The organism is Duffyella sp. Ts4 (genome assembly GCF_051851875.1).
Taxonomy (GTDB): Bacteria; Pseudomonadota; Gammaproteobacteria; order Enterobacterales; family Enterobacteriaceae; genus Duffyella; species Duffyella gerundensis.
In genome coordinates, this window is sequence record NZ_JBLYPN010000017.1 from 40,738 (window position 1) to 65,699 (window position 24,962).

23 protein-coding genes and 1 riboswitch are annotated in these 24,962 nt (G+C 53.7%); of the genes, 12 read left to right on the forward strand and 11 right to left on the reverse strand.

Annotation, left to right across the window (positions count from 1 at the left end; all coding sequences use genetic code 11):
- Positions 1–24: 24 nt before the first annotated feature.
- Together ACJY2L_RS17975 and nudF are read right to left on the reverse strand one after the other, a co-directional pair.
- On the reverse strand, positions 25–447 hold the full coding sequence (locus ACJY2L_RS17975; protein WP_067427635.1) for a DUF1249 family protein: 423 nt from the start codon (positions 445–447) through the stop codon (positions 25–27).
- The gene (gene nudF, locus ACJY2L_RS17980; protein ID WP_439213729.1) at positions 444–1,079 is read right to left on the reverse strand and encodes an ADP-ribose diphosphatase; all 636 of its coding nucleotides are present in this window, start codon (positions 1,077–1,079) and stop codon (positions 444–446) included. Before nudF ends, ACJY2L_RS17975 begins: the two co-directional genes overlap by 4 nt.
- 216 nt (positions 1,080–1,295) lie before the next feature.
- On the opposite strand from nudF, the gene tolC reads away from it, so the two are divergent.
- The 3 genes from tolC to ACJY2L_RS17995 all read left to right on the forward strand — a co-directional run bounded on the left by tolC (position 1,296) and on the right by ACJY2L_RS17995 (position 4,733).
- Entirely contained in the window at positions 1,296–2,759 is a 1,464-nt protein-coding gene (gene tolC / locus ACJY2L_RS17985) for an outer membrane channel protein TolC (RefSeq protein ID WP_439213730.1), read from the forward strand.
- Positions 2,760–2,903: 144 nt separating this feature from the next.
- The gene (locus ACJY2L_RS17990) at positions 2,904–3,563 is read left to right on the forward strand and encodes a DUF1190 family protein (RefSeq protein WP_209500667.1); all 660 of its coding nucleotides are present in this window, start codon (positions 2,904–2,906) and stop codon (positions 3,561–3,563) included.
- A gap of 6 nt (positions 3,564–3,569) precedes the next feature.
- Positions 3,570–4,733 carry a glutathionylspermidine synthase family protein gene (locus ACJY2L_RS17995; protein WP_187485769.1) on the forward strand — a complete coding sequence of 388 codons (1,164 nt, stop codon included), beginning with the start codon at positions 3,570–3,572 and terminating at the stop codon, positions 4,731–4,733.
- 1 nt (position 4,734) lies between these two features.
- On the opposite strand, the gene ygiD is transcribed toward ACJY2L_RS17995, so the two are convergent.
- Positions 4,735–5,526, reverse strand: a complete 792-nt coding sequence (gene ygiD, locus ACJY2L_RS18000) for a 4,5-DOPA dioxygenase extradiol (protein ID WP_439213732.1) — start codon at positions 5,524–5,526, stop codon at positions 4,735–4,737.
- A 198-nt stretch (positions 5,527–5,724) separates the two neighbouring features.
- On the opposite strand from ygiD, the gene zupT reads away from it, so the two are divergent.
- The gene (gene zupT, locus ACJY2L_RS18005; protein ID WP_439213733.1) at positions 5,725–6,492 is read left to right on the forward strand and encodes a zinc transporter ZupT; all 768 of its coding nucleotides are present in this window, start codon (positions 5,725–5,727) and stop codon (positions 6,490–6,492) included.
- Positions 6,493–6,640: 148 nt separating this feature from the next.
- Positions 6,641–7,024, forward strand: a complete 384-nt coding sequence (locus ACJY2L_RS18010; protein ID WP_067427621.1) for a cell wall hydrolase — start codon at positions 6,641–6,643, stop codon at positions 7,022–7,024.
- Between the two features lie 57 nt (positions 7,025–7,081).
- On the opposite strand, the gene ribB is transcribed toward ACJY2L_RS18010, so the two are convergent.
- The gene (gene ribB / locus ACJY2L_RS18015; protein ID WP_439213735.1) at positions 7,082–7,738 is read right to left on the reverse strand and encodes a 3,4-dihydroxy-2-butanone-4-phosphate synthase; all 657 of its coding nucleotides are present in this window, start codon (positions 7,736–7,738) and stop codon (positions 7,082–7,084) included.
- 109 nt (positions 7,739–7,847) lie between these two features.
- Positions 7,848–7,998: riboswitch (FMN riboswitch) on the reverse strand.
- 377 nt (positions 7,999–8,375) lie between these two features.
- On the opposite strand from ribB, the gene ubiK reads away from it, so the two are divergent.
- On the forward strand, positions 8,376–8,780 hold the full coding sequence (ubiK, locus tag ACJY2L_RS18020; protein WP_187485767.1) for a ubiquinone biosynthesis accessory factor UbiK: 405 nt from the start codon (positions 8,376–8,378) through the stop codon (positions 8,778–8,780).
- Positions 8,781–8,820: 40 nt separating this feature from the next.
- Here the strand turns inward: ubiK and hldE are convergent, their stop codons facing one another.
- The 3 genes from hldE to ACJY2L_RS18035 form a co-directional block, all read right to left on the reverse strand.
- Positions 8,821–10,248 carry a bifunctional D-glycero-beta-D-manno-heptose-7-phosphate kinase/D-glycero-beta-D-manno-heptose 1-phosphate adenylyltransferase HldE gene (gene hldE, locus ACJY2L_RS18025; RefSeq protein WP_067427617.1) on the reverse strand — a complete coding sequence of 476 codons (1,428 nt, stop codon included), beginning with the start codon at positions 10,246–10,248 and terminating at the stop codon, positions 8,821–8,823.
- Between the two features lie 75 nt (positions 10,249–10,323).
- Positions 10,324–13,161 (reverse strand): bifunctional [glutamate--ammonia ligase]-adenylyl-L-tyrosine phosphorylase/[glutamate--ammonia-ligase] adenylyltransferase, encoded by a 2,838-nt coding sequence (gene glnE, locus ACJY2L_RS18030; protein WP_439213736.1) that lies wholly within the window; start codon positions 13,159–13,161, stop codon positions 10,324–10,326.
- 31 nt (positions 13,162–13,192) lie between these two features.
- The gene (locus ACJY2L_RS18035; protein WP_439213737.1) at positions 13,193–14,497 is read right to left on the reverse strand and encodes a CYTH domain-containing protein; all 1,305 of its coding nucleotides are present in this window, start codon (positions 14,495–14,497) and stop codon (positions 13,193–13,195) included.
- A gap of 206 nt (positions 14,498–14,703) precedes the next feature.
- Between ACJY2L_RS18035 and ACJY2L_RS18040 the strand changes: the two genes are divergently transcribed.
- Positions 14,704–15,324, forward strand: a complete 621-nt coding sequence (locus tag ACJY2L_RS18040; protein ID WP_439213738.1) for a TIGR04211 family SH3 domain-containing protein — start codon at positions 14,704–14,706, stop codon at positions 15,322–15,324.
- Positions 15,325–15,438: 114 nt separating this feature from the next.
- A complete protein-coding gene (locus tag ACJY2L_RS18045) occupies positions 15,439–16,671 on the forward strand; it encodes a multifunctional CCA addition/repair protein (RefSeq protein WP_439213739.1) in 1,233 nt (410 codons plus the stop codon).
- A 15-nt stretch (positions 16,672–16,686) separates the two neighbouring features.
- On the opposite strand, the gene bacA is transcribed toward ACJY2L_RS18045, so the two are convergent.
- Positions 16,687–17,505: an undecaprenyl-diphosphate phosphatase gene (gene bacA / locus ACJY2L_RS18050; protein WP_067427606.1), complete on the reverse strand. Its 819-nt coding sequence runs from the start codon at positions 17,503–17,505 to the stop codon at positions 16,687–16,689.
- A gap of 158 nt (positions 17,506–17,663) precedes the next feature.
- Positions 17,664–18,023, reverse strand: coding sequence for a bifunctional dihydroneopterin aldolase/7,8-dihydroneopterin epimerase (gene folB, locus ACJY2L_RS18055; RefSeq protein WP_439213741.1), 360 nt, complete (start codon positions 18,021–18,023; stop codon positions 17,664–17,666).
- Between the two features lie 107 nt (positions 18,024–18,130).
- On the opposite strand from folB, the gene plsY reads away from it, so the two are divergent.
- Positions 18,131–18,727 (forward strand): glycerol-3-phosphate 1-O-acyltransferase PlsY, encoded by a 597-nt coding sequence (gene plsY, locus ACJY2L_RS18060; RefSeq protein WP_067427602.1) that lies wholly within the window; start codon positions 18,131–18,133, stop codon positions 18,725–18,727.
- Positions 18,728–18,749: 22 nt separating this feature from the next.
- On the opposite strand, the gene tsaD is transcribed toward plsY, so the two are convergent.
- Positions 18,750–19,763 (reverse strand): tRNA (adenosine(37)-N6)-threonylcarbamoyltransferase complex transferase subunit TsaD, encoded by a 1,014-nt coding sequence (tsaD, locus tag ACJY2L_RS18065; RefSeq protein ID WP_439213742.1) that lies wholly within the window; start codon positions 19,761–19,763, stop codon positions 18,750–18,752.
- A 302-nt stretch (positions 19,764–20,065) separates the two neighbouring features.
- Between tsaD and rpsU the strand changes: the two genes are divergently transcribed.
- From rpsU to rpoD, 3 genes are all read left to right on the forward strand, one after another.
- Entirely contained in the window at positions 20,066–20,281 is a 216-nt protein-coding gene (gene rpsU, locus ACJY2L_RS18070; RefSeq protein WP_001144069.1) for a 30S ribosomal protein S21, read from the forward strand.
- A gap of 124 nt (positions 20,282–20,405) precedes the next feature.
- Positions 20,406–22,151: a DNA primase gene (gene dnaG, locus ACJY2L_RS18075; protein ID WP_439213743.1), complete on the forward strand. Its 1,746-nt coding sequence runs from the start codon at positions 20,406–20,408 to the stop codon at positions 22,149–22,151.
- A 260-nt stretch (positions 22,152–22,411) separates the two neighbouring features.
- Entirely contained in the window at positions 22,412–24,253 is a 1,842-nt protein-coding gene (rpoD, locus tag ACJY2L_RS18080) for an RNA polymerase sigma factor RpoD (protein WP_067427599.1), read from the forward strand.
- A gap of 45 nt (positions 24,254–24,298) precedes the next feature.
- Here rpoD and mug read toward each other — a convergent pair whose 3' ends face one another.
- Positions 24,299–24,817: a G/U mismatch-specific DNA glycosylase gene (gene mug, locus ACJY2L_RS18085; protein ID WP_439213744.1), complete on the reverse strand. Its 519-nt coding sequence runs from the start codon at positions 24,815–24,817 to the stop codon at positions 24,299–24,301.
- Between the last annotated feature and the right edge of the window lie 145 nt (positions 24,818–24,962).

Here is a 24,962-nt window from a genome sequence, read left to right on the forward strand (position 1 = left end):
TCAAACTTTAGATGGCATGCAGCGTCAGGCTGGCACCGCCATCGCCCCATGCGCCAGGCAGTAACGCAGCCAGTCGGCAAGGAATTGATTGATCTGATGCTTTTCATCACGCTGATGCAACTTTTTATTAGGATAATCATAGCGTGCTTTAAAGCGATAGATCTGCTGCGTTGAACACACTTCAGCAACCATTGCATCGTGATAAAGTCTGACAGACATTGAAGGCAGACTCCAGTAACTCACGGCCGGTGCAGTTTGTTTCACTTCCACCAGCGTCGTGTAACGGGTGGACTCAAGAACGGTAATGCTGTAACGGGCGCCGTTAACCTGATAGCTCACCGCCGCGCCCGCTTCATCGTTGCGTGGCAGCAAACGCCGCAGCTGCGCGAAATTGGTTTCGCACAGGCGCATCATTTCGGGAAAGTCAGGCGTATAGCGCTTGGTCATGTTGGATTCCACTCTTTTTTTAGTCTCTCATGGTGCAGTTCAAGCCATTGCAAGGCAATCACCGAAGCCGCGTTGTCAATTATCCCCTCTTCCACCCATTGGTAAGCCTGCTGGCGACTGACCACATGCACGAGAATATCCTCATTCTCCTCCTCCAGACCGTGGTTTCCCTCCGCCACGCTGGCATCCACTTCGCCTACCATTACCGATAAACGCTCACTGGTGCCGCCAGGGCTGGCCAGATAATTAATCACTGGTTTAATACGATTGACCTGCAGACCCGCCTCTTCCATCGCTTCGCGGCGAGCCACGTCTTCCACACTTTCGCTGGGTTCAATAATGCCAGCAACGAGTTCAAGCAGCCAGGGTGTGGCGCTGGTGTCATAGGCGGGAATGCGAATCTGCTCGATCAGGACCACTTCATCACGACGAGGATCCCAGGGCAACAGCACGGCAGCATGGCCGCGCTCAAAAACTTCGCGCTGTACTTCGTTGCTCATCTGGCCGTTAAACAAACGATGACGAAAGCGGTAGCGCGTCATGGAAAAAAAACCGTCGTAGATCGACTCGCGTGCAATAATTTCTACATCGTTTTTCGAGAAAGTCACAGGGGATTTTTTACTGTTGCTCATTGTCGGCCCTCGTTCCATCAGTTGGGGATGCTATCGCGAAATTCAAATCACATTCGCGTCATTGTCTGGTTCTTTCTGAATTATTTACGTAAATTAAGACGAGATGGCACTTTCAGCCAACTTAACAATTCATCAGTCTCTGGTAGAATCGGCGATTATTTTTTTGGTCTCCAGCAGCGCTACCATGGCAATTTGGCTGCACCACAAGGAATGCAAATGAACAAACTGCTCCCATTAGTAATTGGCCTTAGCCTGGGTGGCTTTAGCGTTGCGAGCCAGGCTGAGAATCTGTTACAGATTTATCAGCAAGCACGCATCTCTAACCCTGACTTACGCAGTTCCGCGGCTGACCGCGATGCGGCATTTGAAAAGATTAATGAAGCCCGTAGCCCGTTGCTGCCCCAGCTTGGTTTGGGTGCTGATTATCAATACACCGGCGGTTATCGTGATAGCAGCGGCCTGCATTCCAATACTACAAGCGGTTCATTACAGTTAACGCAGACAATATTTGATATGTCAAAATGGCGTGCGTTGACCCTGCAGGAAAAAACCGCCGGTATTCAGGATGTCACCTGGCAGACCGCGCAGCAAAACCTGATGTTAAATACCGCTACCGCCTATTTCAACGTACTGCGCGCCATCGATACGCTTTCCTATACCGAAGCGCAGAAACAGTCGATTTACCGTGAACTGGATCAGACCACTCAGCGTTTTAACGTTGGCTTAGTGGCGATTACCGATGTGCAGAACGCCCGCGCGCAGTATGACAGCGTGCTGGCTAACGAAGTGACAGCGCGTAATGCGCTGGATAACGCGGTTGAGTCACTGCGTCAGGTAACCGGCAACGACTACCCAACGCTGGCTTCGCTGAATATCGATAATTTCAAAGCGACGAAACCACAGCCGGTGGCCGCTTTGTTGAAGGAAGCGGAAAGCCGCAACCTCAGCCTGCTTTCAGCGCGGTTGACGCAGGATTTGGCACGCGAGCAGATTCGCCTGTCAGAAACGGGCCATATGCCGACGCTGGATTTAACCGCGTCAACCGGCCTGTCGAACAGCAAATATGGCGGCAGCCGTGCGAATCAGAGTACCTCATCCACCGACAGCATCACCGGCTCCAACCAGGTTGGTCTGAGCTTTACCCTGCCACTGTACAGCGGCGGTTCGGTGACTTCTCAGGTTAAGCAGGCGCAGTATCAGTATGTTAGCGCCAGCGAGCAGCTGGAAAGCGCGCATCGTTCAACGGTGCAAACCGTGCGCTCATCGTTTAACAACGTTAATGCATCTATCAGCAGCATCAATGCCTATCAGCAGGCGGTTGTGTCTGCACAGAGTTCACTGGATGCCAGCGAAGCGGGTTATCAGGTCGGTACACGCACCATTGTTGATGTGCTTGATGCTACTACCACGCTGTATAACGCCAAGCAGCAGCTCTCCAACGCACGTTATGATTACATGATTAACGAGCTCAACATTAAATCGGCGCTTGGCACGCTGAACGAGCAGGATCTGGCGGCACTGAACAATCGCCTTGGCAAAGAAGTGTCCACTACACCTGAAGTGGTTGCGCCTGAAAACAGTGCTCAGCAAACCTCAGCCGATCACGGTACGCCAGCGGCTCAGCCGGTGAGCAATCGTCATCGTAACGTGGCTGCCAGCAACAATCCTTTCGCTAACTAAGCCGGTGGGGCAGCGCCTGCTGCCCCCCTTCTCATCCCAACGTATAGCTACGTAAAGATCCCCGCCCGTTCTGCGCTTCCTGCTTCAATTATCAGCATGCTTAACCTATCCTACCCATTAACCTTTGGGCACAGGAGAAACATCATGAAACGGACAAAAACGATTAATTACGCCTCTTTTCGCAAAAGCTGGAGCGCGCGACATTTGACGCCGGTTGCGCTGGCGGTGTCGGCGGTGTTTATGCTGGCTGGCTGTGAGCAGGCCGATGAAACGGTTTCGATGTACCAGAATGCTGACGACTGCAGCAAGGCTAATCCAGGTCAAAGCGCGCAGTGCACCACCGCTTACAATAGTGCGCTGAAAGAAGCGGAAAAAACCGCGCCGAAATATGCCTCGCGTGAGGATTGCGTGGCGGAGTTTGGCGAGGATCAATGTAAGCAGGCGCCGGCCCAGGCCGGAACCAACGCGGAAGCGCAGCAGAGCGGCAGCTTCTGGATGCCATTAATGGCCGGTTATATGATGGGACGTATGATGGGCGGCGGCGCAGGCTTTGCTCAGCAACCACTGTTTTCATCCAAAAACCCGGCCAGTCCGGCTAATGGTAAATTCGTTGATGCCAGCGGTCGCAACTATGGCAATGCCACGCCAGGCCGCACTATGACCGTGCCTAAAACTGCGCTGGCACCAAAACCTGCGACCACCAACACCGTGACACGTGGCGGCTTTGGCGAAAGCGTTGCGAAACAAAATTCGATGCAACGCAGCAGCGCGACCAGCACTGGCAATCGCTCGTTTGGAGGCTAACGGCTGATGAAACGCATCGCTATTGAGCCACGTTCAGACTGGCGCGAGAAAGCAACCGAATATGGCTTTCGTTTTCACACCATGCATGGCGAGCCCTACTGGTGCGAAGATGCTTATTATCAGTTTACGCTTGGGCAGATCGACTATCTGGAAGAAACCACCGCTGAGCTACATCAGATGTGTTTGCAGGTAGTGGAGAAAGTGGTCGCCAGTGAAGCCCTGCTGGAAAAGTTTCGTATCCCAAAACACACCTGGGATTTCGTGCGCGATTCATGGCACAGCCGCCAGCCATCGCTCTATTCGCGGCTCGATCTGGCGTGGGATGGTGAAGGCGATGCCAAGCTGTTGGAAAACAACGCTGACACGCCAACGTCGCTGTACGAAGCGGCTTTTTTCCAGTGGATCTGGCTGGAAGATCAGCTGAAGTCGGGCCGCTTAACTGCCGGCAGCGATCAGTTTAACAGCCTGCAGGACAAGCTCATCGACCGCTTTAGCGAGCTACATCAGCAGCATGGTTTCAACCTGCTGCATTTTGCCTGCTGTCGCGACACAGATGAAGATCGCGGCACGGTACAGTATTTACAGGATTGCGCCGCAGAAGCGGGATTGCCCAGTGAGTTTCTCTATATCGATGAGATTGGGCTGGGTGAAAGAGGCCAGTTTACCGATGTCCAGGATCAGGTCATCAGTAACCTGTTCAAGCTCTATCCGTGGGAATTTATGCTGCGCGAGATCTTCTCCACCAAACTGGCCGATGCGGGCGTCCGCTGGCTTGAACCGGCATGGAAAAGCATTCTCTCCAATAAAGCGCTGCTGCCGATGTTATGGCAGATGTTTCCCAATCATCCTAACCTGCTGCCCGCCTGGTTTGCCGACGATGACAACGTGCCGCACATGGATAAGTATGTGATCAAGCCGCTGTTCTCACGGGAAGGCGCCAATATTCGCATTATTGAAAATGGCAAAGAAATTGCCCGTGTCGATGGCCCTTACGGTGAAGAAGGCATGATCGTGCAGCAGTTTCATCCGCTACCGAAGTTTGGGGACAGCTTTACGCTGATCGGCAGCTGGCTGGTAAACGATCTGCCCGCCGGGATTGGTCTGCGTGAAGATCGTGATCTGATCACGCAGGATCTTTCCCGATTCTATCCGCACGCCTTCATCGACTAACTCAGCGGTTTTGCTTGCCGATGACCACGGAAAGCATGCTAATTGCGCCCATCACGATGCCGTCAATGGGCATGCTGATGGGTTCATGCTCATAACGTGAACCCAGCACGTACAGCAGCGGCAGAAAATGTTCTGGCGTGGGATTAGCGAGCTCCGCAGCCTGATGGCGTTCGAAGTTAATCAAAGGGTGCTCTTCGCCCTGCCAGTCGAGATGCTCTTTGACATACTGATTGAATGCCGTTGCCCATGGCCAGGCCTCAGCATCTTCTTGCCAGCGCATTTTGCGTAGGTTGTGTACCACGTTGCCGCTGGCGACGATCATATAGCCCTCATCACGTAATGCCGACAGCCTGCGTCCGATAGCAAAATGCGCGGCAGTTGGCTGTGTGCTGTCGATGCTGAGCTGTACAACCGGGATATCTGCCTGAGGATACATTTTTATCAGTACGCCCCAGGTGCCGTGATCCAGTCCCCAGCGTTGGTCCAGTTGCACGTCCAGCGGCGATAACGCCTCGGCTATTCTGGTGGCAAGCTGCGGCGATCCCGGCGCCGGATAGTGCGTATCAAATAGCGCCTGAGGGAAACCGCCAAAATCGTGAATGGTGCGCGGATTTTCCATGGCGGTAACAGCGGTGCCTTTGCCATACCAGTGTGCGGAAATGGCGATGATGCCTTTTGGACGCGGTAGCTGCTGGCCAAGCTGCTGCCAGCGGGCAGTAAACAGATTCTCTTCCAGTACGTTCATGGGGCTGCCATGACCAAGGAATAAGGCGGGCATACGATCTGTATTCACGTTAATTCTCCGGGGGAGCGGTCGCTCTGTATACACAGGTTACGTGATTTGGTTTCACGATGAACCCGGATTAACGTGACGAACTCTATCAATAAATTTGACGCAACATCGCCGACATTTCTTTACGCGAAAAGACTCGATTTTTGTAGGGTCTCCGTATAATTTAAACAATTATCATTATCATCTATGGAGCCAGAAATGTCAGTGCCACTGCTTCTGACTGTATTAGCCGGAGCCGCTACTTTTATCGGCGCACTGCTCGGTGTAATGGGGCAAAAGCCCTCTAATCGCCTGCTCGCCTTCTCGCTGGGTTTTGCCGCGGGCATCATGCTGCTTATTTCACTGATGGAGATGCTGCCTACCGCACTGCATACTGTCGGCATGCCGGCTGTGCTCGGCTATGGCATGTTTTTAGTTGGCCTGATTGGTTATTTTTTGCTTGATCGCCTGTTGCCGCATCAGCATCCTCAGGATCTGATGGATCAGAAAAAGAAGCCGCAGAATATCAGGCGCACCGCCATTTTATTGACGCTGGGCATCAGCCTGCATAATTTTCCCGAGGGCATCGCCACTTACGTTACCGCCAGCAGCGACATGGAACTGGGTCTGGGTATCGCGCTGGCAGTGGCGATACATAATATTCCTGAAGGTCTGGCGGTGGCCGGGCCGATGTATGCAGCAACGGGCTCCAAGTCGCGCGCCATTTTCTGGGCCTGTATTTCCGGCCTGTCAGAAATATTAGGCGGCGTGCTGGCTTTCGCCTTGCTGGGTCCGATGGTGTCGCCGGTGGTGATTGCCGCCATCATGGCCGCTGTGGCCGGAATCATGGTTGCGCTCTCCGTTGATGAGCTTATGCCGCTGGCAAAAGAGATCGATCCTCACAGCAACCCAAGCTATGGCGTGCTCTGTGGTATGACGGTGATGGGATTCAGCCTGGCGCTGCTGCAAAGCAGTGGCATAGGTTAAGACAAATCTCGATAATTTTAAGACAGCTTTTAATTATCAAAGAGTTAATAATCGCCATTTTTATTACAAGACAGGTCTTGTGACCTGTTTTTTGCTGCTTAATTACACTCCTCTTCCGTTGATTCTGATAAAAAAACACGGAAAAGGTATGTTACTTCAAGGAGCTATTTTGTGCCTTGCGCTGAACATTTATCATGAAGCGCGCGGCGAACCAGAACTGGGGCAGATTGCCGTTGGTACGGTCACAATGAATCGTGCTAACTGGGAGGTTAAAGAGATTTGCCCGGTGGTTTATGCACCCAAACAGTTTTCCTGGACCAACTTTAAAAAACGCCTCGACGTTAAACCCTCAGATAGTGACCCCAGCTGGCAACGCGCTCAAAGACTGGCGCACCGTATTGTGCATGGCGAACTGGAAGATGTAACCAACGGTGCCACCTATTTTCACAATCATCGGGTAAAGCCGTACTGGCGTAAGACTTTCCAGCGCACCATGGTCATTGGTAACCATACTTTTTATGCGGCACGGTAAAGCGGCAAAAAAAATGGCAGCCTCTGTAAAAGGCGGCCATTGCGAATGAGTCAGTCGTTAGCTGGCGTGGCGTGTTTCACGACTGCGGCGGTAAGCCACTAAATCTTCGATCGTTACGACCGGCATTTTATGCTGCTTCGCAAACACGATTGCTTCCGGCGCATGCGCCATGGTGCCATCGTCATTAGTCAGTTCGCACAGCACACCTGCCGGTTTGAAGCCTGCGAGCGTAACCAGATCGATGGTTGCTTCAGTGTGGCCACCGCGCGTTAAGACGCCACCCTCACGGGCGCGCAGCGGAAAAACGTGGCCTGGGCGATGCAGATCGCTGGGTTTAGCGTTATCAGCAATAGCCGCACGAATAGTGGTTAAGCGATCCTGAGCAGACACACCGGTGGTCACACCTTCAGCGGCTTCGATAGTCACGGTAAAACCAGTGCCGAATGAGCTGGTATTGTTCTCGACCATCATAGGCAATTCAAGCTGTTGACGACGCTCTTCATTCAGGCAGAGACAAACAATGCCGCTGCCGTGGCGAATCGTCAGTGCCATTTGCTCAACGGTCATGGTTTCTGCGGCGAAAATCATATCGCCTTCGTTTTCGCGGTCCTCGTCATCGAGCACCATAACGCCCTGGCCCGCACGCAACGCGGCCAAAGCATTTTCCACACGCTGTTCCGGCGTGCCAAATTCAGAAAGAAGCGTCTGATTCATGGTAAATAAACCTTTAGTATGAAATGAGTTACCAGAATCAGGGCATGCTTAGGAGTGTGTCTGCGGCGACAAAACAATAACATGAGGCGAGCACAGGCTCGTCAGAAATCGTTACCCTCTCCCATCCGGACTTTAACCGTCGGCCCCGGAATCACACCGGATCTGCTGACCTTCAAACATAGCCTGAAGCGCTCGCGGGCTTTCAGCACAGAAGCTGATTTACCGCCGGTGGGGAATTTCGCCCCGCCCTGAGAATAAGCAAATTTACTATAACGCCAAACATCTGGACGGGCAATCAACAAAGCCGCAAAAGCTTATGCGCTGCGGATGCAATGTTTTGGGTTTATCCTTTTGGATTCAGGCATTACACTTAGCAGAGTTGTGTCTGTCTTGTGCGCACAGAAAGAGAATTATACCTGCCCGACACGAGCAATAACGTGCGCTTTACTGATGGGCGACACAACGCACTGGCTGTCCGTTTCGCGGGACGCCTTTCAGCAGGATGCCGCAGCTGCCTTCAGGCTCGGGCGACATCTTCTGTTTGCGCCTGGCCGTGATAACCAATTTTCGGGCTGTGACGCTGCTGAATTTCATGGCAGAACGCAGCTTAATACTTATATGCGATCAGGAAACCGCCATGATTGACTCAAAAAAAATTGAACAACTTGCTCGTCAGGTTCACGAAGCGATGCCTAAAGGCATTCGCGATTTAGGCGACGACGTTGAGAAAAAGATTCGCCAGGTTTTGCAGGCTCAGCTGACACGCATGGAGTTGGTTAATCGTGAAGAGTTTGATGTGCAGACGCAGGTGTTGATCCGCACGCGCGAGAAACTGGCCGCGCTGGAACAGCGTATTGCCCAACTGGAAAATCAGTCGACTTCCTCTGCACCTGTAGCAACCGCTGTGCCTGCGACCGCAACAACTTCGTCAACAGCCGCGCCTGTAGCTACTCCTGCACCTGCTACTGCAGCAACTGCGCCAGTTACCGCGCCGAAGCCGGTGCACGAGCCAGACGCAAAGCCAGAAGAACCTAAGCAATAAGTTTTAAAAGCGGGAGGATCACCTCCCGTTTTCTCTGCAATCAGGATTTAGCGCGAATAGCCTTGATGATATTGGTCGTGGACAGACCATCCTCAAAATTCAGCACGCGCACCTCACCGCCGTTAGCCCAGACCTCTTTGCTGCCCGCAATATCTTCCGGCTTGTAATCTCCGCCCTTCACTAACAGATCCGGCAATACCTGTGCGATCAGTCGCTGCGGCGTATCTTCTTCAAATGCCACGACCCAGTCAACGGACTCCAGCGCGCCCAATACAATCATTCGGTTGATCAATGGATTAATTGGACGCTCTTCGCCTTTCAGACGCTTCGTTGACGCATCGCTGTTGACCGCAACAATTAGTCGATCGCCTAACTTGCGGGCATTGGCGAGGTAAGAGACATGGCCTGCATGCAGAATGTCAAAAATGCCGTTGGTCATGACCACTTTTTCACCGCGCTGACGCGCTTTTGCCACGGCATCCTGCAACTGCTCTTCGTTCATGACGCCAAAACCGGTTTCCGGACGGGCATGAATGGCATTCTCCAATTCTACCGGTGATACGGTTGATGTGCCCAGCTTGCCCACCACCACACCTGCCGCCGCATTGGCAAGGAAGCAGGCGTCTTCCAGTGAGCTCCCTGCTGCCAGCGATGCCGCCAGTACGCCGATAACCGTGTCGCCCGCACCGGTAACATCAAACACTTCCTGCGCCTGGGTAGGCAGATTGAGTGGTTCACGGCCTGGTTGTAAAAGCGTCATGCCATTTTCTGAACGCGTGACCAGCAGCGCCGACAGATCGTAGTCAGCGATCAGCGCCATGCCGCGCGTCACGATCTCTTCTTCGGTTTTGCACTTACCCACCACCGTTTCAAACTCTGAAAAGTTAGGTGTTAGCAGCGTTGCGCCGCGGTAGCGAGAAAAATCGGCACCTTTAGGATCCACCAGCACCGGTACACCCGCTTCGCGCGCCAGCGCAATCATGGTTTGCACGTCGGCCAGCGCGCCTTTGGCGTAATCCGACAGCACCAGCGCCCCAACCGCAGGCAGTGCCAGGCTGATACGCTGATGAACCGGCGTTGGATCGACCCCCTCAAAGCCTTCTTCAAAATCGAGACGGATCAGTTGCTGGTTACGTGACAGCACGCGCAGCTTGGTAATGGTTGGATGGGTGGCGATAGCCACAAAATCGCATTCAACGTTGACCTTACGCAGAGAGTGATCGAGCGCCTGTGCAGCATCATCAACGCCGGTGAGGCCGATGAGACGGGAGCCGGAACCCAGTGCCGCGATATTCATCGCCACGTTAGCCGCACCACCCGGTCGCTCTTCAATATTTTCTACTTTTACCACCGGCACTGGCGCTTCCGGCGAGATACGACTGGTAGGCCCATGCCAATAACGATCCAACATAACATCACCAACCACCAGCACAGCCGCATGGTTAAACTCGGGCAGTGTTACTTTCATTCCAGATACTCCAGACTACAGTCAAAAATATTGCGCCGGATAATAGCACAGGCTCTTCATCCGGCGAGCATGGGGTTAAGCAGGTAATAACCAGCGCTGCCAGCTTTGCTGAACCTGCTGGCGCAGCGCCAGCCAGGCATCAGCAGCCACATGGCCAGGCAGTTCCTGCAGCGCCAGATGATGCAAAGTATCACGCAACGTCACGTAGGCGTGCGTTAGCGCCTGCGCTTCCTGTTCGTCCATTTTGCCGTATTGCGCCAACAGTTCAAAAATGCGCACATTGTCGGACCAGCGCGTTAAGTTGGGCTCATCGGCAGCGTACAGCAGGACAAGATATTGTGTAATGAATTCAATGTCGGTAATGCCGCCTTCATCCGCTTTTAAATCCCAGCGTCCTTTGTGTTTACCGCCCAGATGCGCGCGCATTTTCTGACGCATCTCACGCACCTCAGTTTGCAACTGCTCCCCTTCACGCTTCAGACACAGAATATCGCGGCGAATCTCATCAAAACGCTGGCGCAGCGTCTGATCGCCATACACTACGCGAGCACGTACCAGCGCCTGATGTTCCCATGTCCACGCCTCGTTGCGCTGATAATCATCAAAAGCGCTGAAGGTACTGACCAGCAGGCCAGCCGCACCCGATGGCCGCAGGCGGGCATCAACTTCGTACAGAATGCCCGATGAGGTGCGCGTGCTAAAGAGGTGCATGATGCGCTGGGTCAGGCGCAGATAGAACTGACGAGCATCAATGCTGCGTTCGCCGATGGTTACCGCATCAGCCGGGCACTCATGCAGAAACACCAGGTCAAGATCGGAGCTGTAGCCTAATTCCCAGCCGCCGAGTTTGCCGTAGCCGATTACCGCAAAGCCGCGTTCCGCATCATCGTTAAGATGCGAAGGACGACCGTAGCGCTGAATCATCATGCTCCACGCCTGCTGAACCACCGATTCAATGATCGCTTCCGCCAGCCAGGTGAGATGATCGCTGACTTTCATGACTGGCAAGGTGCCAGCAATATCAGCCGCCGCAATGCGCAGCAACTGTGCCTGTTTAAACTGCCGTAGCGCTTCCAGCTGTTGCTCTTCATCGTCAGTGGGGATGCGCAGCAAATATTGCCGTAGCTCGTCGCGATAAGCGTCAGTGGCGGTGGGTTGATAGAGCGTGGCAGGATCGAGCAGTTCGTCCAGCAGCAGCGGATAACGCGCCAGCTGGCTGGCAACCATCGGCGATGCGGCGCAGAGCCGAATAAGGTGCTTCAGCGCGCCGTGGTATTCGGTTAGTAACTCAAGATAAGTGGTACGTGTGACGATGCCCAACAGCAGCGGTGTGATGCGTTGCAAGGCAACCGCCGCATCGTCGCGTGCACAAATCTCACTGAGCAGCCGCGGCACCAGCTGATCCAAAGACTGACGCCCGCGTGGGCCAATAGTGCGCTTATTCACATCCTGACGGAAATCATTGATGGTTTGCAGCAGACCATGCCTGGCCTCTGGCATTAACTGTGGCGTCAGCGCAAGCACATCGTCGGCCTCCAGCGGCTCCTGCCACAGGGCAACGTATTCATCCAGCGCTTTGCCGTCGGCGATTTCTGGGGTGTCATCACCAATCAGCTCATCAAAGATGGCGCGCACGCAGGCCATATGATGGTTCAGTTGCCGTTGTAGCTCAGTCCAGTCGGCGCATGACATTGCCCATGCCAGACGCGCCTGGTTTAGCGCATCGGCTGGCAATGTTTGTGTCTGTTCATCGTTGATGCTTTGCAGAACGTTTTCGAGGCGGCGCAGAAAAAGGTAGGCTTCGCGCAGCGCGGTGACCTGATCGCCGGACAATAAATTTAGCGTTTCAATCGCCTGCAGGCACGGCAGCAACGCGCGCTGTTGCAGGCTAAGTTCGCGTCCGCCGCGAATCAGCTGGAAAACCTGAACGATAAATTCCGTTTCGCGAATACCGCCGGCGCCCAGCTTAATGTTGTCGGTTAAGCCACGTCGCCGCACCTCACGGGCAATCATCGCTTTCATGTTACGCAGCGACTGAATCACGCTGAAATCGATATAACGACGGAATACAAAAGGCCGCAGCATCTGGCGCAGCTCTTCGCTCCAGCGATCGTCGCCACCGCCCATCAAGCGGGCTTTAACCATCGCGTAGCGTTCCCAGTCGCGTCCCTGTTCCTGATAATAGTCTTCCAGCGCGGCAAAGCTCAGCACCAGCGGTCCGCTGTCGCCAAAGGGTCGCAAACGCATGTCGACCCGATAGACAAAGCCATCGATGGTCGGCTGATCCAGCACCTTGATTAGCCGCTGGCCAAGACGGGTGAAAAACTGGGCATTATCAAGTTCACGCCTGCCGCCGCGCGTGCTGCCATTTTCCGGCCAGGTAAAAATCAAATCGATATCTGATGAAAAGTTGAGTTCACCCCCGCCCAGCTTGCCCATGCCCAGAATCAACAGCGGCTGCGGCTCGCCTTCTGCATTGCAGGGCGTCCCCAGGTCGGCGCAGCAGGCGTGCCAAAGCCAGTCGCGAGCGGCAACAATCACCGTTTCCGCCAGCGCGCTAAGCTGCTGCAAACTGTCTACCGTGCTGCACAGCGACAGCGTCTGCATCCAGGCGATGCGCACCAGCATTTCACAGCGAAACAGCCGCAGCTCGCGCATCAGGCCGTTCTCATCCTGAACAGGGTCCAACCGTTGTGCCAGCCATGCCGCATAATGCTGCCACTCAGCGGGCTGCGGCGGCTGATCGTCCAGCGCCTGCGCCCATTGTGGATAGTGAGCAAGGTTGTCCACCACAAAATCGCTGCCAGCAAACACCGCTTTTTGCCGATCGCTGAGGCTGTCCGGCTCTAACGCCAGACGCTCGGCCGCTTTACGCCACTGCTCCTGCAGCAACGGTGGCAAAGGAATAGTCATGATCCCTCCCTGAACAAAACTTCAGATAACGTTACCGTGCCGAGCCGTTTAGCCAGAAAGCAGGCTGCTTGAGCGCCTGATTGCTTAGCCAGGCCAGCGTATTGTATTGATGCTCATCAATCGCCAACAGCAGCTGTCGCCAGTTATCCTGCCATGCAGCCACGGTCGACGGATACGCGCCAGCCAGCAGCGTAACAGCAATGAGATGGCGTGCCAGACGAGGGGCTTTATCGTGATACTCATTGGGCTGACGAACATGGCTGATGGTCTCTTTCATGTTCGCTGCTATACGGCCCAACATAATATCGGCAAAGCGCTTAAATGAACCATTGAGCTTGGTCTGCGCTTTTTGATCGGTAAACGCCTGCCAGCGCTGCGTCACCAGCCAGCGCGTTAACGCCAGCTGTGTTTGTACCCACAGCGGCGTAAAGCAGATCTCCTGTGCATCGACCTGCTCGCCCGCCAGCGCCTCTTCCAGTTCGGTCAAGCTCTGACGCAGTTCACTGCTCGCTTTACGAGAAATCAACGCGCTGAACAGCGAAAAGCCCTGACGCACAATCTCCAGTGCTTCCACCACCGCATGCTGCGCATCCGCATTACCGCGTAACCAGACTTCCTCGTGATATTGCCATTGCTTCAGTCCCAGCTGGAATATCGCCACCATGCCCTGCTCTACCGTAGCTTTTGGCGCAAGCTGCAACAGCGGCACCGGTTTTACCGGCAGCGGTGCGTTGCCTTGCGCCAGTGCATAGCCACGTGCCGCTTTACTCAGGCTACCCAGACGCAGGCCCGCCAGTTGAACGAACTCTGTGGCAAACTGCAGCAGATCGTTACGCTCACCCTGTTTCAGCTCAAGTTCGATTTCATGCAGTGCTTCGCTCAGCTCGCCAGCTTTTACGTCGCCCTGATCGAGCGCCACTTCAATTTCGCTGTTGCCATAGGTCACGACCCAACGTTCACGCTGGAAATGTGTACTGAACAGCGGTTGCAGACGAGCCTGTAATGCGGCGACATCGGTACCTTGCGGCCAGATCTCTGCCGGCAGGCGGGCGATGTTGAGTTCAGGTGACGCGATGTCGACATTATATTCAGCACGCTGATGCAGCCCACCGATGCTGTCGCCCTTGCCTTTCAGCGTCATTTCATACTTTTGCTCAACGCCGCGAATACGTAATCCCATGTCCCAGCGACGCAGCTGGTGATCATCCGTTTCAAAATAGATGTTGGTCAGGGCGATCGCGGGCGCATGCTGATGCGGCCAGGCGGCAAGAAAAGCGGGCAGTTGAGCAATCGCCTGCGGCGTTGCGATGAACTTTAATTCGATTTCGATGGTCATAATTTTTTATTCACTAATTCACTGGCACGGAAAGTTTCACGAAAGAAAGAGTAATGCAGATAAGCCCTTACTGTCTCAGCTTTCTTGCGCGATCGCGAGGAGTGCCGCACTGCGCCCGAGACCAGGATAGTTCTCATTCAGATTTCTGTGAAGCGTCTCCAGACTGTGCCGTTAATTTTTCCGATCACTTGCAAAAACGAAATCGAATGAAAAAAATTACTCTTATTGCGCTCTCTTTGCTGACCTTCAGCGTTACCGTATCCGTCCACGCCAGTGAAAAACGCTACATTTCCGATGAGCTGTCAACCTGGGTTCGCAGCGGTCCCGGCGATCAGTATCGTCTGGTAGGCAAGTTGAATGCGGGCGAAGAAGTGACGCTGCTGCAAACTAACAGCAGCACTAACTATGCACAGATTCGCGATGCGCAGGGCAACACTAACTGGATCCCAATGACGCAGCTCAGCGCCGATCCCAGCCTGCGTACGCAGGTACCGATTCTGCAGCAGCAGGTTAAAGATCTTACCGACAAGCTCAACAATATCGATAACAGCTGGAATCAACGCACCGCCGAAATGCAGAAGAAAGTGGCAGGCAGCGACGGCACCATCAATGGTTTAAAAGAGCAGAATCAGAAGCTTAAAAACGAGCTGGTGGTGGCGCAGAAGAAAGTCAGCGCCGCCAATGTGCAGCTCGATGATAAGCAGCGCACCATCATCATGCAGTGGTTTATGTATGGCGGCGGGGTGGCGGGCGTTGGTCTGCTGTTGGGCCTGCTGCTGCCGCATATGATTCCACGTCGGAAGCAAAATAACCGCTGGATGAACTGAGTTAATTCGTCTGTCCGAAGCAGAGCATCATCTGATGTTCTGCTTTGCCGTGCCCGCAATGTCAGTGATTTTATGTAACAATGAGGGCATTATCTGACTTATCAGGAGAGCCCTGTGAAAACATATCTGGTCGGCGGTGCGGTCCGCGATGGCCTGCTTAATCTACCGATTAAAGACAGAGACTGGGTGGTGACAGGCACGACGCCGGAAGCGATGCTGGCAGCCGGTTATCAACAGGTTGGCCGCGATTTTCCGGTGTTTCTGCATCCAAAAACCCGCGAAGAATATGCCCTGGCACGTACCGAACGCAAATCGGGCCAGGGTTATACCGGCTTTATCACCTGGTTCGCACCTGACGTCACGCTTGAGCAGGATTTACAACGCCGCGATCTGACCATTAATGCCATTGCGCAGGATAGCGACGGCAATATCATCGATCCGTTTAATGGTCGCCACGACATGCAGCAGCGCGTGCTGCGCCATGTTTCTGCCGCCTTTAATGAGGATCCGCTGCGTGTGCTGCGCGTGGCACGCTTTGCCGCACGCTTTGCTCATCTTAATTTCCGTATTGCCGATGAAACCATGGCGCTGATGCAGCACATGGCAGCCAGCGGCGAACTGGCGCATCTGACGGCTGAACGCGTGTGGAAAGAGACAGAAAGCGCGCTGCAGTCGCCCAATCCGCAGGTCTTTTTCCAGGTACTGCGCGACTGCAATGCTTTGGCAGTGCTTTTCCCGGAGATCGACAAACTCTTTGGCGTGCCGGCGCCAGCGAAATGGCATCCGGAGATCGATACTGGCGTTCATACGTTGATGACGCTGGCGATTGCTGCTCAGCTCTCGCCAGAGATCGATATTCGTTTTGCAACGCTCTGTCATGACGTTGGCAAGGCGCTGACGCCGCCAGAGAAATGGCCGAGTCATCATGGTCATGGCCTGGCAGGCGTGCCGGTGGTTGAACAGCTGTGCCAGCGTTTGCGCGTGCCGAATCACGTACGCGATCTTTCTCTGCTGGTCACCGAATTCCATGACATCGTGCACACGGTGGAGCGCCAGAGCAGTGAAACGCTGGTCGGCCTGTTCGATCGTATTGATGCCTGGCGCAAGCCACAGCGCGTTGAGCAGATTGCTCTGACCAGCGAAGCAGATGCCCGCGGTCGGGCGACGCTGGAGAATAATCCCTATCCACAAGGTGATTATCTGCGTACGTCGTTCGCGGTGGTGCAGGCGGTGTCGCCAAAAGAGGTGGTTGAAGCAGGATTTACCGGATCGGATGTCAGAGAAGAGTTGCATCGTCGCCGTATCACGGCGCTGGAAAGCTGGCGGGAAAATCAGCGGCCAGCGTAACTGGCCGCTTCAGCATTACATGAAGACCATATACACCGCAGCCGCCACGATAAAGCGATAGATAGCGAACGACACAAAAGAGATGCGCTTGATCAGCTCAAGGAAGATTTTGATTGCGATCATCGCCACCACGAACGCCGTGATGAAGCCGACGGCAAACATTGGGAAATCTGCCATGGTCAGGAAGCCCATGCTCTTGTAGAGATCCAGTACCGTCGCGCCCATCATCATCGGCACCGCCAGAATGAACGAAAATTCTGATGCTGCATAACGGCTGACGCCCATCAGCATACCGCCAGAGATGGTGGCACCTGAACGGGAGAAGCCCGGCCACAGGGCCAGACACTGGAAGCAACCGATCATAAACGCCTGACGATAGGTAATATCATCAATGCCAACGGCCTTAGGCTGTTTTGGCTTGAAAAATTCCGCCACCAGCAGCAACACGCCACCGACCACCAGCGCATACATCACGTTGATCGGATTAAATAACGTTTTAATCTGATCGTGAAACACCAGGCCAATGACGACCGCGGGTACCATGCCGAGCAGAATGTGAATCAGGGTTAAATGCCCTTTTCCGGTGCCTTCATGCTTCACCTGGCCAAAATGGATGCCGATGAGCCCAAACAGGCGCCGCCAGAACATCACGACCACGGCAAGAATGGAACCCAGCTGAATCACCACCTCAAACGTTTCTGCTTTTTCGCCTTCGAAGCCCAGCAGATGGCCGACGATAATCATATGGCCGGTGGAGGAGACCGGAAGAAACTCGGTTAATCCCTCAACAACGCCCAGGATTGCTGCCACCCAAAGCTGATGAATGTCTGCCATCAAATGTCCTCTACCCTAGTTTTCAACTCACTAAAAAGGCGGTCGTTTCGCACGATACCGCCAGGAAATGTACATGTTAGGTCTGTAAACCACTCTAAGACAGACCGTACTGTGATTTGGTTTCATTGTGATGGCAATCACATTGGATTTATTTCAGATTAGTCCCGTCTCGTTCCACGCTCAATAATCACGCCCACGCTTGCTGCCTGCGCGACCGCGCCGGGTTTGCTGACTTTTAGCCGCAGCCAGGGTGAAGTAAAACGCGTTTGTAACAGCGTGGCAAGTTCTTCGGCAACACGCTCAACCAGCGCAAAACGGCCATTTGCCACGTGCGCAACGATCGCCTCCGCCACATCGGCATAGCTCAGGCAATCTTCAACCCGATCGCTGGCGGCCGCTTTACGGTTATCCCACGCCATTTCGACATCGAACACCAGCTTCTGCTGGATGTTCTGTTCCCATTCGTAAACGCCAATGGTGGTGTAAACCGTCAGCTGTTCTATAAATACAATATCCATGATACGGCTCTCTGTTTTTGCCCTCGCCGGATATCACTTCCGACAGAATATGCGTATTATCCACAGATGCTGTAAACAAAACGACCCCTACTGAACGGAACGGTTTTATGAGTGCAATCGCGCTTGGTATGATTATTTTCGCGTATCTTTGCGGCTCCATCTCCAGTGCGATCCTGGTATGCAAACTGGCTGGGCTGCCCGATCCGCGTCTCAATGGATCCGGTAATCCTGGTGCAACCAACGTATTGCGCGTGGGCGGCAAAGCAGCGGCGGTTACGGTGCTGGTGTTTGACGTGCTGAAAGGCATGCTACCAGTCTGGCTCGCCTGGAGCCTTGGCGTGACGCCGGTTTATCTGGGATTGACCGCCATTGCGGCCTGCCTTGGTCACATCTATCCGCTGTTTTTTCATTTTCGTGGTGGCAAAGGCGTTGCGACAGCGTTAGGTGCCATCGCACCCATTGGCTGGGACTTAACGGGTCTGATGGCAGGTACCTGGATATTGACCGTGCTGCTGAGCGGTTACTCTTCTTTGGGTGCCATCGTCAGTGCGCTGATCGCCCCGTTTTATGTCTGGTGGTTTAAGCCACAGTTTACCTTTCCGGTTTCCATGCTCTCGTGCCTGATTTTGCTCAGGCATCACGACAATATTCAGCGGTTGTGGCGGGGGCAAGAAGGGAAGATCTGGAAGAAGAAGACAAAATAAAGGCGGCTTACGCCGCCTGTCATCAAATTGCTGGCAGCTCTGCCAGCGGCCAGCGAGGTCGAACGCTTACGCTCAGTTCACCGCGCGTTCCCCCTTTCAATCTGACCATACCTGCATACGCGATCATCGCGCCGTTATCGGTACAGAATTCCGGGCGCGCATAGAAGACTTCACCACCGCGTGCCTGCATGACCTCTTCCATGCGCGCGCGAAGCGTGCGGTTAGCGCTCACGCCGCCCGCAATAACCAGCCGTGAAAAGCCGGTTTGCTCCAGCGCACGTTTACATTTGATCGCCAGCGTATCCACCACCGCATCCTCAAAGGCGCGGGCGATATCGGCGTGCGTCTGCGTATCCGCTGCATTGCCGCGAATCGTGTTCGCCGCAAAGGTTTTCAGTCCGGAAAAGCTGAAATCCAGCCCCGGACGGTCGGTCATCGGACGCGGGAAGGTAAAGCGCCCCGCCGTGCCCTGCTGTGCCATTTTAGCCAGCAGAGGTCCGCCCGGATAATCGAGCCCTAGCAGCTTGGCCGTTTTATCGAAGGCTTCACCGGCGGCATCATCAATCGATTCCCCCAGCAGGCTGTACTCACCAATGCCGGTGACACTAATCAGCTGCGTATGGCCGCCAGAAACCAGCAGTGCCACAAACGGAAAATCAGGCGGGTTCTCTTCCAGCATTGGTGCCAGCAAATGCCCTTCCATATGATGCACAGGCACCGCGGGCACCTGCCAGGCAAACGCTAACGCGCGTCCAATCGTAGCACCAACCAGCAGCGCGCCAACCAATCCAGGCCCGGCGGTATAGGCAACCGCATCGATATCCTGTGGCTGGCAATGAGCCTCTTTCATTGCGGCCTGAATCAGCGGCACGGTTTTGCGCACGTGATCCCGCGAGGCGAGTTCAGGCACGACACCGCCATAATCGGCATGCAGTTTTACCTGACTATAAAGTTGATTTGCGAGCAGCCCCGCAGCATCATCGTAAATTGCGATGCCGGTTTCATCGCAGGATGTTTCTATACCTAAAACACGCATGATTTCACCTCACTCTTGCGGCGCGCAGTGTAGCACAGGCCGTTTAACGGCCCGATCAAGATTTCCGCCGCGCGCCTGAAAAAAGCCGCACGATGAAAAAATTCTCCGCAAATCACGCATGTTTTACTGTATGATCCTCCGCCATATCAAGGGTTGCCATCGGGCAGCCGCTTCTGCTGGTTTCTTATTGTTCATGGCGCTTTACAACGCGGTCTGTGTTGGAGTAAAATTCCGCACCATTTTGAAATCAGCTGGCTGAAAACGTCAGCCGCAAAACCGAATTTATCGAGGGTAAGAGTTACATGCCGGTAATTAAAGTACGTGAAAACGAGCCGTTCGACGTAGCATTACGTCGCTTCAAGCGTTCATGCGAGAAAGCAGGCGTTCTGGCTGAAGTTCGTCGTCGTGAGTTTTATGAAAAACCAACGACTGAACGCAAGCGCGCTAAAGCGTCTGCTGTTAAGCGTCACGCCAAGAAACTGGCTCGCGAAAACGCACGCCGCACTCGTCTGTACTAAAAATCGTACCGGAGGCGTAGTAGCCTCCACCGCGTGATCCACGCAGACAGAGTCAAGTTAGAGGCCGTGCTTTCCGAAAGGAAGCGCGGCTTGTTGTCGTTTAAGAGCTAAATATTTGGGGCTTATGGCAGGACGAATTCCACGCATTTTTATCAATGACTTGCTGGCGCGCGCTGATATCGTCGATCTGATCGATGCCCGCGTGAAGCTAAAAAAGCAGGGTAAAAATTACAGCGCGTGTTGTCCATTCCATAACGAAAAAACCCCCTCTTTTACCGTTAACGGTGAAAAGCAGTTCTACCACTGTTTCGGCTGCGGCGCCCATGGCAATGCCATCGATTTTCTGATGAATTTCGATCGGCTTGAGTTTGTGGAGAGCATCGAAGAGTTAGCCACGCTGTATGGGCTGGAAGTGCCGTACGAAGCGGGAAATGGCCCCACTCAGCTGGAGCGTCATCAGCGTCAAAGTCTTTATCAGTTGATGGAAGGATTAAGCACCTTCTATCAGCGCGCATTAACTGAAAGCGCCGCGGGTCCGGCACGCGAGTATCTCGCGCAGCGTGGCCTCAGCGATGAAGTTATCAAGCATTTTGCCATCGGCTTTGCCCCGCCCGGTTGGGATAACGCGCTCAAGCAATTTGCACGGAATAAAGAAGATCGTCAGTCGCTTATCGATGCGGGCATGTTGGTTACCAACGATCAGGGCCGCAGTTACGATCGCTTTCGTGAACGCGTGATGTTCCCAATTCGTGATAAACGCGGCAGAGTCATTGGGTTTGGTGGTCGTGTTTTAGGTGATGCCGTTCCCAAATATTTAAACTCACCTGAAACCGATATTTTTCATAAAGGCCGTCAGCTTTACGGCATGTACGAAGCGCAAAAGAACCATCCAGAACCTGCAAAGTTGTTGGTTGTGGAAGGTTATATGGATGTGGTGGCGCTGGCGCAGTTTGGCGTTGATTACGCCGTGGCCTCGTTGGGTACCTCGACCACCGCCGACCACATCCAGCTGCTTTTTCGCGCCACAAATCAGGTTGTTTGCTGTTATGACGGCGATCGCGCGGGTCGCGAAGCTGCCTGGCGAGCATTAGAGACCGCATTACCTTACATGAATGACGGTCGTCAGCTACGCTTTATGTTTCTGCCTGACGGTGAAGATCCCGATACGCTGATTCGTAAGGAAGGCAAAGCGGCGTTTGAAGCGAGAATGGAGCATGCGATGCCCCTTTCCACGTTTCTGTTTGACTCGCTGTTGCCGCAGGTCGATCTCAGTTCCCGCGATGGTCGGGCACGTTTAAGCACGCTGGCGCTGCCGCTGCTTAATCAGATCCCTGGCGAAACGCTGCGTATTTATTTGCGTCAGGAACTCGGTAAGAAACTGGGTATTCTCGACGACAGCCAGCTCGATAAGCTGATGCCAAAACTGGCAGAAGGCGCGGTGCAGAAGCCCGCACCGCAGTTTAAGCTGACCACCATGCGCATTCTGGTGGGATTGCTGGTGCAAAACCCAAGCCTGGCGGCAGTGGTGCCATCGTTACAAGGTCTGGCGCAGTCAACCATGCCGGGTTTACCACTTTTTATTGAATTAGTGGATACCTGTAACGCGCATCCGGGATTGACTACCGGCCAGCTGCTGGAGCTGTATCGCGGAACAAATTTTAGCCAGACGCTTGAAACTCTGGCCACGTGGAACCATATGATAGTGGATGAAGAAGCTGAGGCTGTATTTCAGGATTCTCTCGCCAAAATGTATGATTCCGCCCTGGAACAGCGTCAGGAAGAGCTGATTGCCCGAGACCGCACGCACGGCCTGAATGCCGAAGAGCGTCGCGAATTATGGTCTCTCAATCAGGCACTCGCTAAGAAATAGTATTGCCAGTAGTTGTAATTAACACAGCTAGCAGTAGAAATCTGTGCGGCATCGCTATCACCGCCGCCGGCATGAAAATGGCAAGTAACATCGCCTCAAATACCGAACACCAAGCGGCTTAAGTGCCGATTTAAAAAAGGGCGTGGCCCTGCAGCCGCAACGAAAGCAGCGGCAATAAGCAAAAAGCTTTCAACTGTTATTGTCGGCTGACCTAGCTGACCCGACACCAATCAAATTAACAGAAGTGTGGATACCGTCTTATGGAGCAAAACCCGCAGTCACAGCTTAAGCTACTTGTCACCCGTGGTAAGGAGCAAGGCTATCTGACCTATGCTGAGGTCAATGACCATCTGCCGGAAGATATCGTCGACTCCGATCAGATCGAAGACATCATCCAGATGATTAACGACATGGGCATTCAGGTGGTTGAAGAAGCACCGGATGCCGACGATCTGATGCTAAATGAAAATAGCTCCGATACTGACGAAGATGCCGCGGAAGCTGCAGCCCAGGTTTTATCCAGCGTTGAATCTGAGATTGGTCGTACAACCGATCCGGTGCGCATGTACATGCGTGAAATGGGTACCGTTGAACTGTTAACACGTGAGGGCGAAATCGACATCGCCAAGCGTATTGAAGACGGTATTAACCAGGTTCAATGTTCTGTTGCTGAATATCCTGAAGCGATTACCTACCTGCTGGAGCAGTACGATCGTGTGGAAGCAGGCGAATCTCGCCTTTCCGATCTGATCACCGGTTTCGTCGATCCGAATGCAGAAGAAGATATTGCCCCTACCGCGACGCACGTTGGTTCTGAGCTTTCTGAAGCAGAACGTAACGAAAACGAAGAGGAAGATGAAGAAGATGACGACAGCTCTGATGATGATAACAGCATCGATCCTGAGCTGGCTCGTGAGAAATTCGTCGACCTGCGCACGCAGTACGAAGTAACGCGTAAAGTGATCAAAGCAAAAGGCCGCAGCCATGCTGATGCCGTCGCTGAGATCCAGAACTTATCTGACGTGTTCAAGCAGTTCCGTCTGGTTCCAAAGCAGTTTGATTACCTGGTTAACAGCATGCGTACCATGATGGATCGCGTGCGTACCCAGGAGCGTATCATTCTCAAGCTCTGCGTTGAGCAGTGCAAAATGCCAAAGAAAAACTTCATTACGCTGTTTACCGGCAATGAAACCAGCGAGACCTGGTTCAAAGCTGCTCTGGCGATGAACAAGCCATGGTCAGAAAAACTGCTTGAAGTGGCAGACGACGTACAGCGCAGCCTGCAAAAACTGCTGCAGATTGAAGAAGAGACCGGCCTGACCATCGAGCAGGTTAAGGATATCAACCGTCGCATGTCGATTGGCGAAGCGAAAGCCCGCCGCGCGAAGAAAGAGATGGTTGAAGCGAACTTGCGTCTGGTTATTTCGATTGCTAAGAAATACACCAACCGTGGCTTGCAGTTCCTTGATCTGATCCAGGAAGGCAACATCGGCCTGATGAAAGCGGTAGATAAGTTTGAATACCGCCGTGGTTACAAGTTCTCGACCTATGCAACCTGGTGGATCCGTCAGGCGATTACCCGCTCTATCGCTGACCAGGCGCGTACCATCCGTATTCCGGTACATATGATTGAGACAATTAACAAACTCAACCGTATTTCGCGCCAGATGCTGCAGGAGATGGGCCGCGAGCCGACGCCGGAAGAGCTGGCTGAACGTATGCTGATGCCGGAAGATAAAATCCGTAAGGTGCTGAAAATCGCTAAAGAGCCGATCTCAATGGAGACGCCGATTGGTGATGATGAAGATTCACATCTGGGTGATTTTATCGAAGATACGACCCTGGAGCTGCCACTGGATTCTGCAACGTCAGAGAGCCTGCGCTCCGCTACCCACGACGTGCTCGCTGGCCTTACCGCTCGCGAAGCAAAAGTGCTGCGTATGCGCTTCGGTATCGATATGAACACCGACCATACGCTGGAAGAAGTGGGCAAGCAGTTTGACGTAACGCGTGAGCGTATCCGTCAGATCGAAGCAAAAGCGCTGCGTAAGCTGCGCCATCCAAGCCGCTCCGAAGTGCTGCGTAGCTTCCTTGATGATTAATCGGCCCGGCTGATTAATATAAAAACCCCGCTAACGCGGGGTTTTTTATGCCTGCCATTCAGACAATGCCTGATTCAATTCACCGTAGGCGCTGACCAGCTCATCCAGCGAAGCTCGGTTTAAGCCGCTGGGATTGGGTAATACCCACACTTCAGTGCGACCAATAGTTATCGCCTGCCTGCCCCACTCCACTTTGCTTTGTCGAAACGCCTTTCTGAACGCATCCTTACCGAGGATCGCCAGCGCCGCGGGCTGATAAAGCGCGATTTTCTCCATCAGCTTCTCCCCACCTTCGCGCAACTCGGCCGTTGCCAGCTCACTGGCCTGCACCGTTGGCCGCTCAACCAGCATAGTGATGCCACAGCCGGTTTCCAGCAGCCGCATCTCCTCTTCCGGTCTCAGCTGCTCGTGTGTAAAACCCGCCTGATAAATCACCTTCCAGAAACGATTACCGCCATAAGCAAAATGAAACCCGGTATGCGCCGAAGAACTGCCAGGATTGATGCCGCAAAACAGCACGCGTAGATTGGGTTCAATGATGTCGGTGATGTGATGCTGATCCATAACGTCCTGTCTGTGTATTAACGTGCGCCGCTGAGCGGCATGAGCAGGGAATTATAGCGGGTGGTTTGGAGTGTTGGGTTTTGGAGTGTTGGGTTTGGGGGTTTGGGGGTTTGGGGGTTTGGGGGTTTGGGGGTTTGGGGGTTTG

Coding starts and splice junctions, on each gene's coding strand:
- bacA (WP_067427606.1), bottom strand. CDS start 17,505: ATGGCAGACATTCATCAGCTTTGGGTGGCAGCAATCCTGGGCGTTGTT.
- ACJY2L_RS18035 (WP_439213737.1), bottom strand. CDS start 14,497: ATGACCATCGAAATCGAATTAAAGTTCATCGCAACGCCGCAGGCGATT.
- tolC (WP_439213730.1), top strand. CDS start 1,296: ATGAACAAACTGCTCCCATTAGTAATTGGCCTTAGCCTGGGTGGCTTT.
- tsaD (WP_439213742.1), bottom strand. CDS start 19,763: ATGCGTGTTTTAGGTATAGAAACATCCTGCGATGAAACCGGCATCGCA.
- plsY (WP_067427602.1), top strand. CDS start 18,131: ATGAGTGCAATCGCGCTTGGTATGATTATTTTCGCGTATCTTTGCGGC.
- glnE (WP_439213736.1), bottom strand. CDS start 13,161: ATGACTATTCCTTTGCCACCGTTGCTGCAGGAGCAGTGGCGTAAAGCG.
- ACJY2L_RS17990 (WP_209500667.1), top strand. CDS start 2,904: ATGAAACGGACAAAAACGATTAATTACGCCTCTTTTCGCAAAAGCTGG.
- ubiK (WP_187485767.1), top strand. CDS start 8,376: ATGATTGACTCAAAAAAAATTGAACAACTTGCTCGTCAGGTTCACGAA.
- ACJY2L_RS18040 (WP_439213738.1), top strand. CDS start 14,704: ATGAAAAAAATTACTCTTATTGCGCTCTCTTTGCTGACCTTCAGCGTT.
- nudF (WP_439213729.1), bottom strand. CDS start 1,079: ATGAGCAACAGTAAAAAATCCCCTGTGACTTTCTCGAAAAACGATGTA.
- hldE (WP_067427617.1), bottom strand. CDS start 10,248: ATGAAAGTAACACTGCCCGAGTTTAACCATGCGGCTGTGCTGGTGGTT.
- ACJY2L_RS17995 (WP_187485769.1), top strand. CDS start 3,570: ATGAAACGCATCGCTATTGAGCCACGTTCAGACTGGCGCGAGAAAGCA.
- rpoD (WP_067427599.1), top strand. CDS start 22,412: ATGGAGCAAAACCCGCAGTCACAGCTTAAGCTACTTGTCACCCGTGGT.
- mug (WP_439213744.1), bottom strand. CDS start 24,817: ATGGATCAGCATCACATCACCGACATCATTGAACCCAATCTACGCGTG.
- rpsU (WP_001144069.1), top strand. CDS start 20,066: ATGCCGGTAATTAAAGTACGTGAAAACGAGCCGTTCGACGTAGCATTA.
- dnaG (WP_439213743.1), top strand. CDS start 20,406: ATGGCAGGACGAATTCCACGCATTTTTATCAATGACTTGCTGGCGCGC.
- folB (WP_439213741.1), bottom strand. CDS start 18,023: ATGGATATTGTATTTATAGAACAGCTGACGGTTTACACCACCATTGGC.
- zupT (WP_439213733.1), top strand. CDS start 5,725: ATGTCAGTGCCACTGCTTCTGACTGTATTAGCCGGAGCCGCTACTTTT.
- ACJY2L_RS17975 (WP_067427635.1), bottom strand. CDS start 447: ATGACCAAGCGCTATACGCCTGACTTTCCCGAAATGATGCGCCTGTGC.
- ribB (WP_439213735.1), bottom strand. CDS start 7,738: ATGAATCAGACGCTTCTTTCTGAATTTGGCACGCCGGAACAGCGTGTG.
- ACJY2L_RS18010 (WP_067427621.1), top strand. CDS start 6,641: ATGTTACTTCAAGGAGCTATTTTGTGCCTTGCGCTGAACATTTATCAT.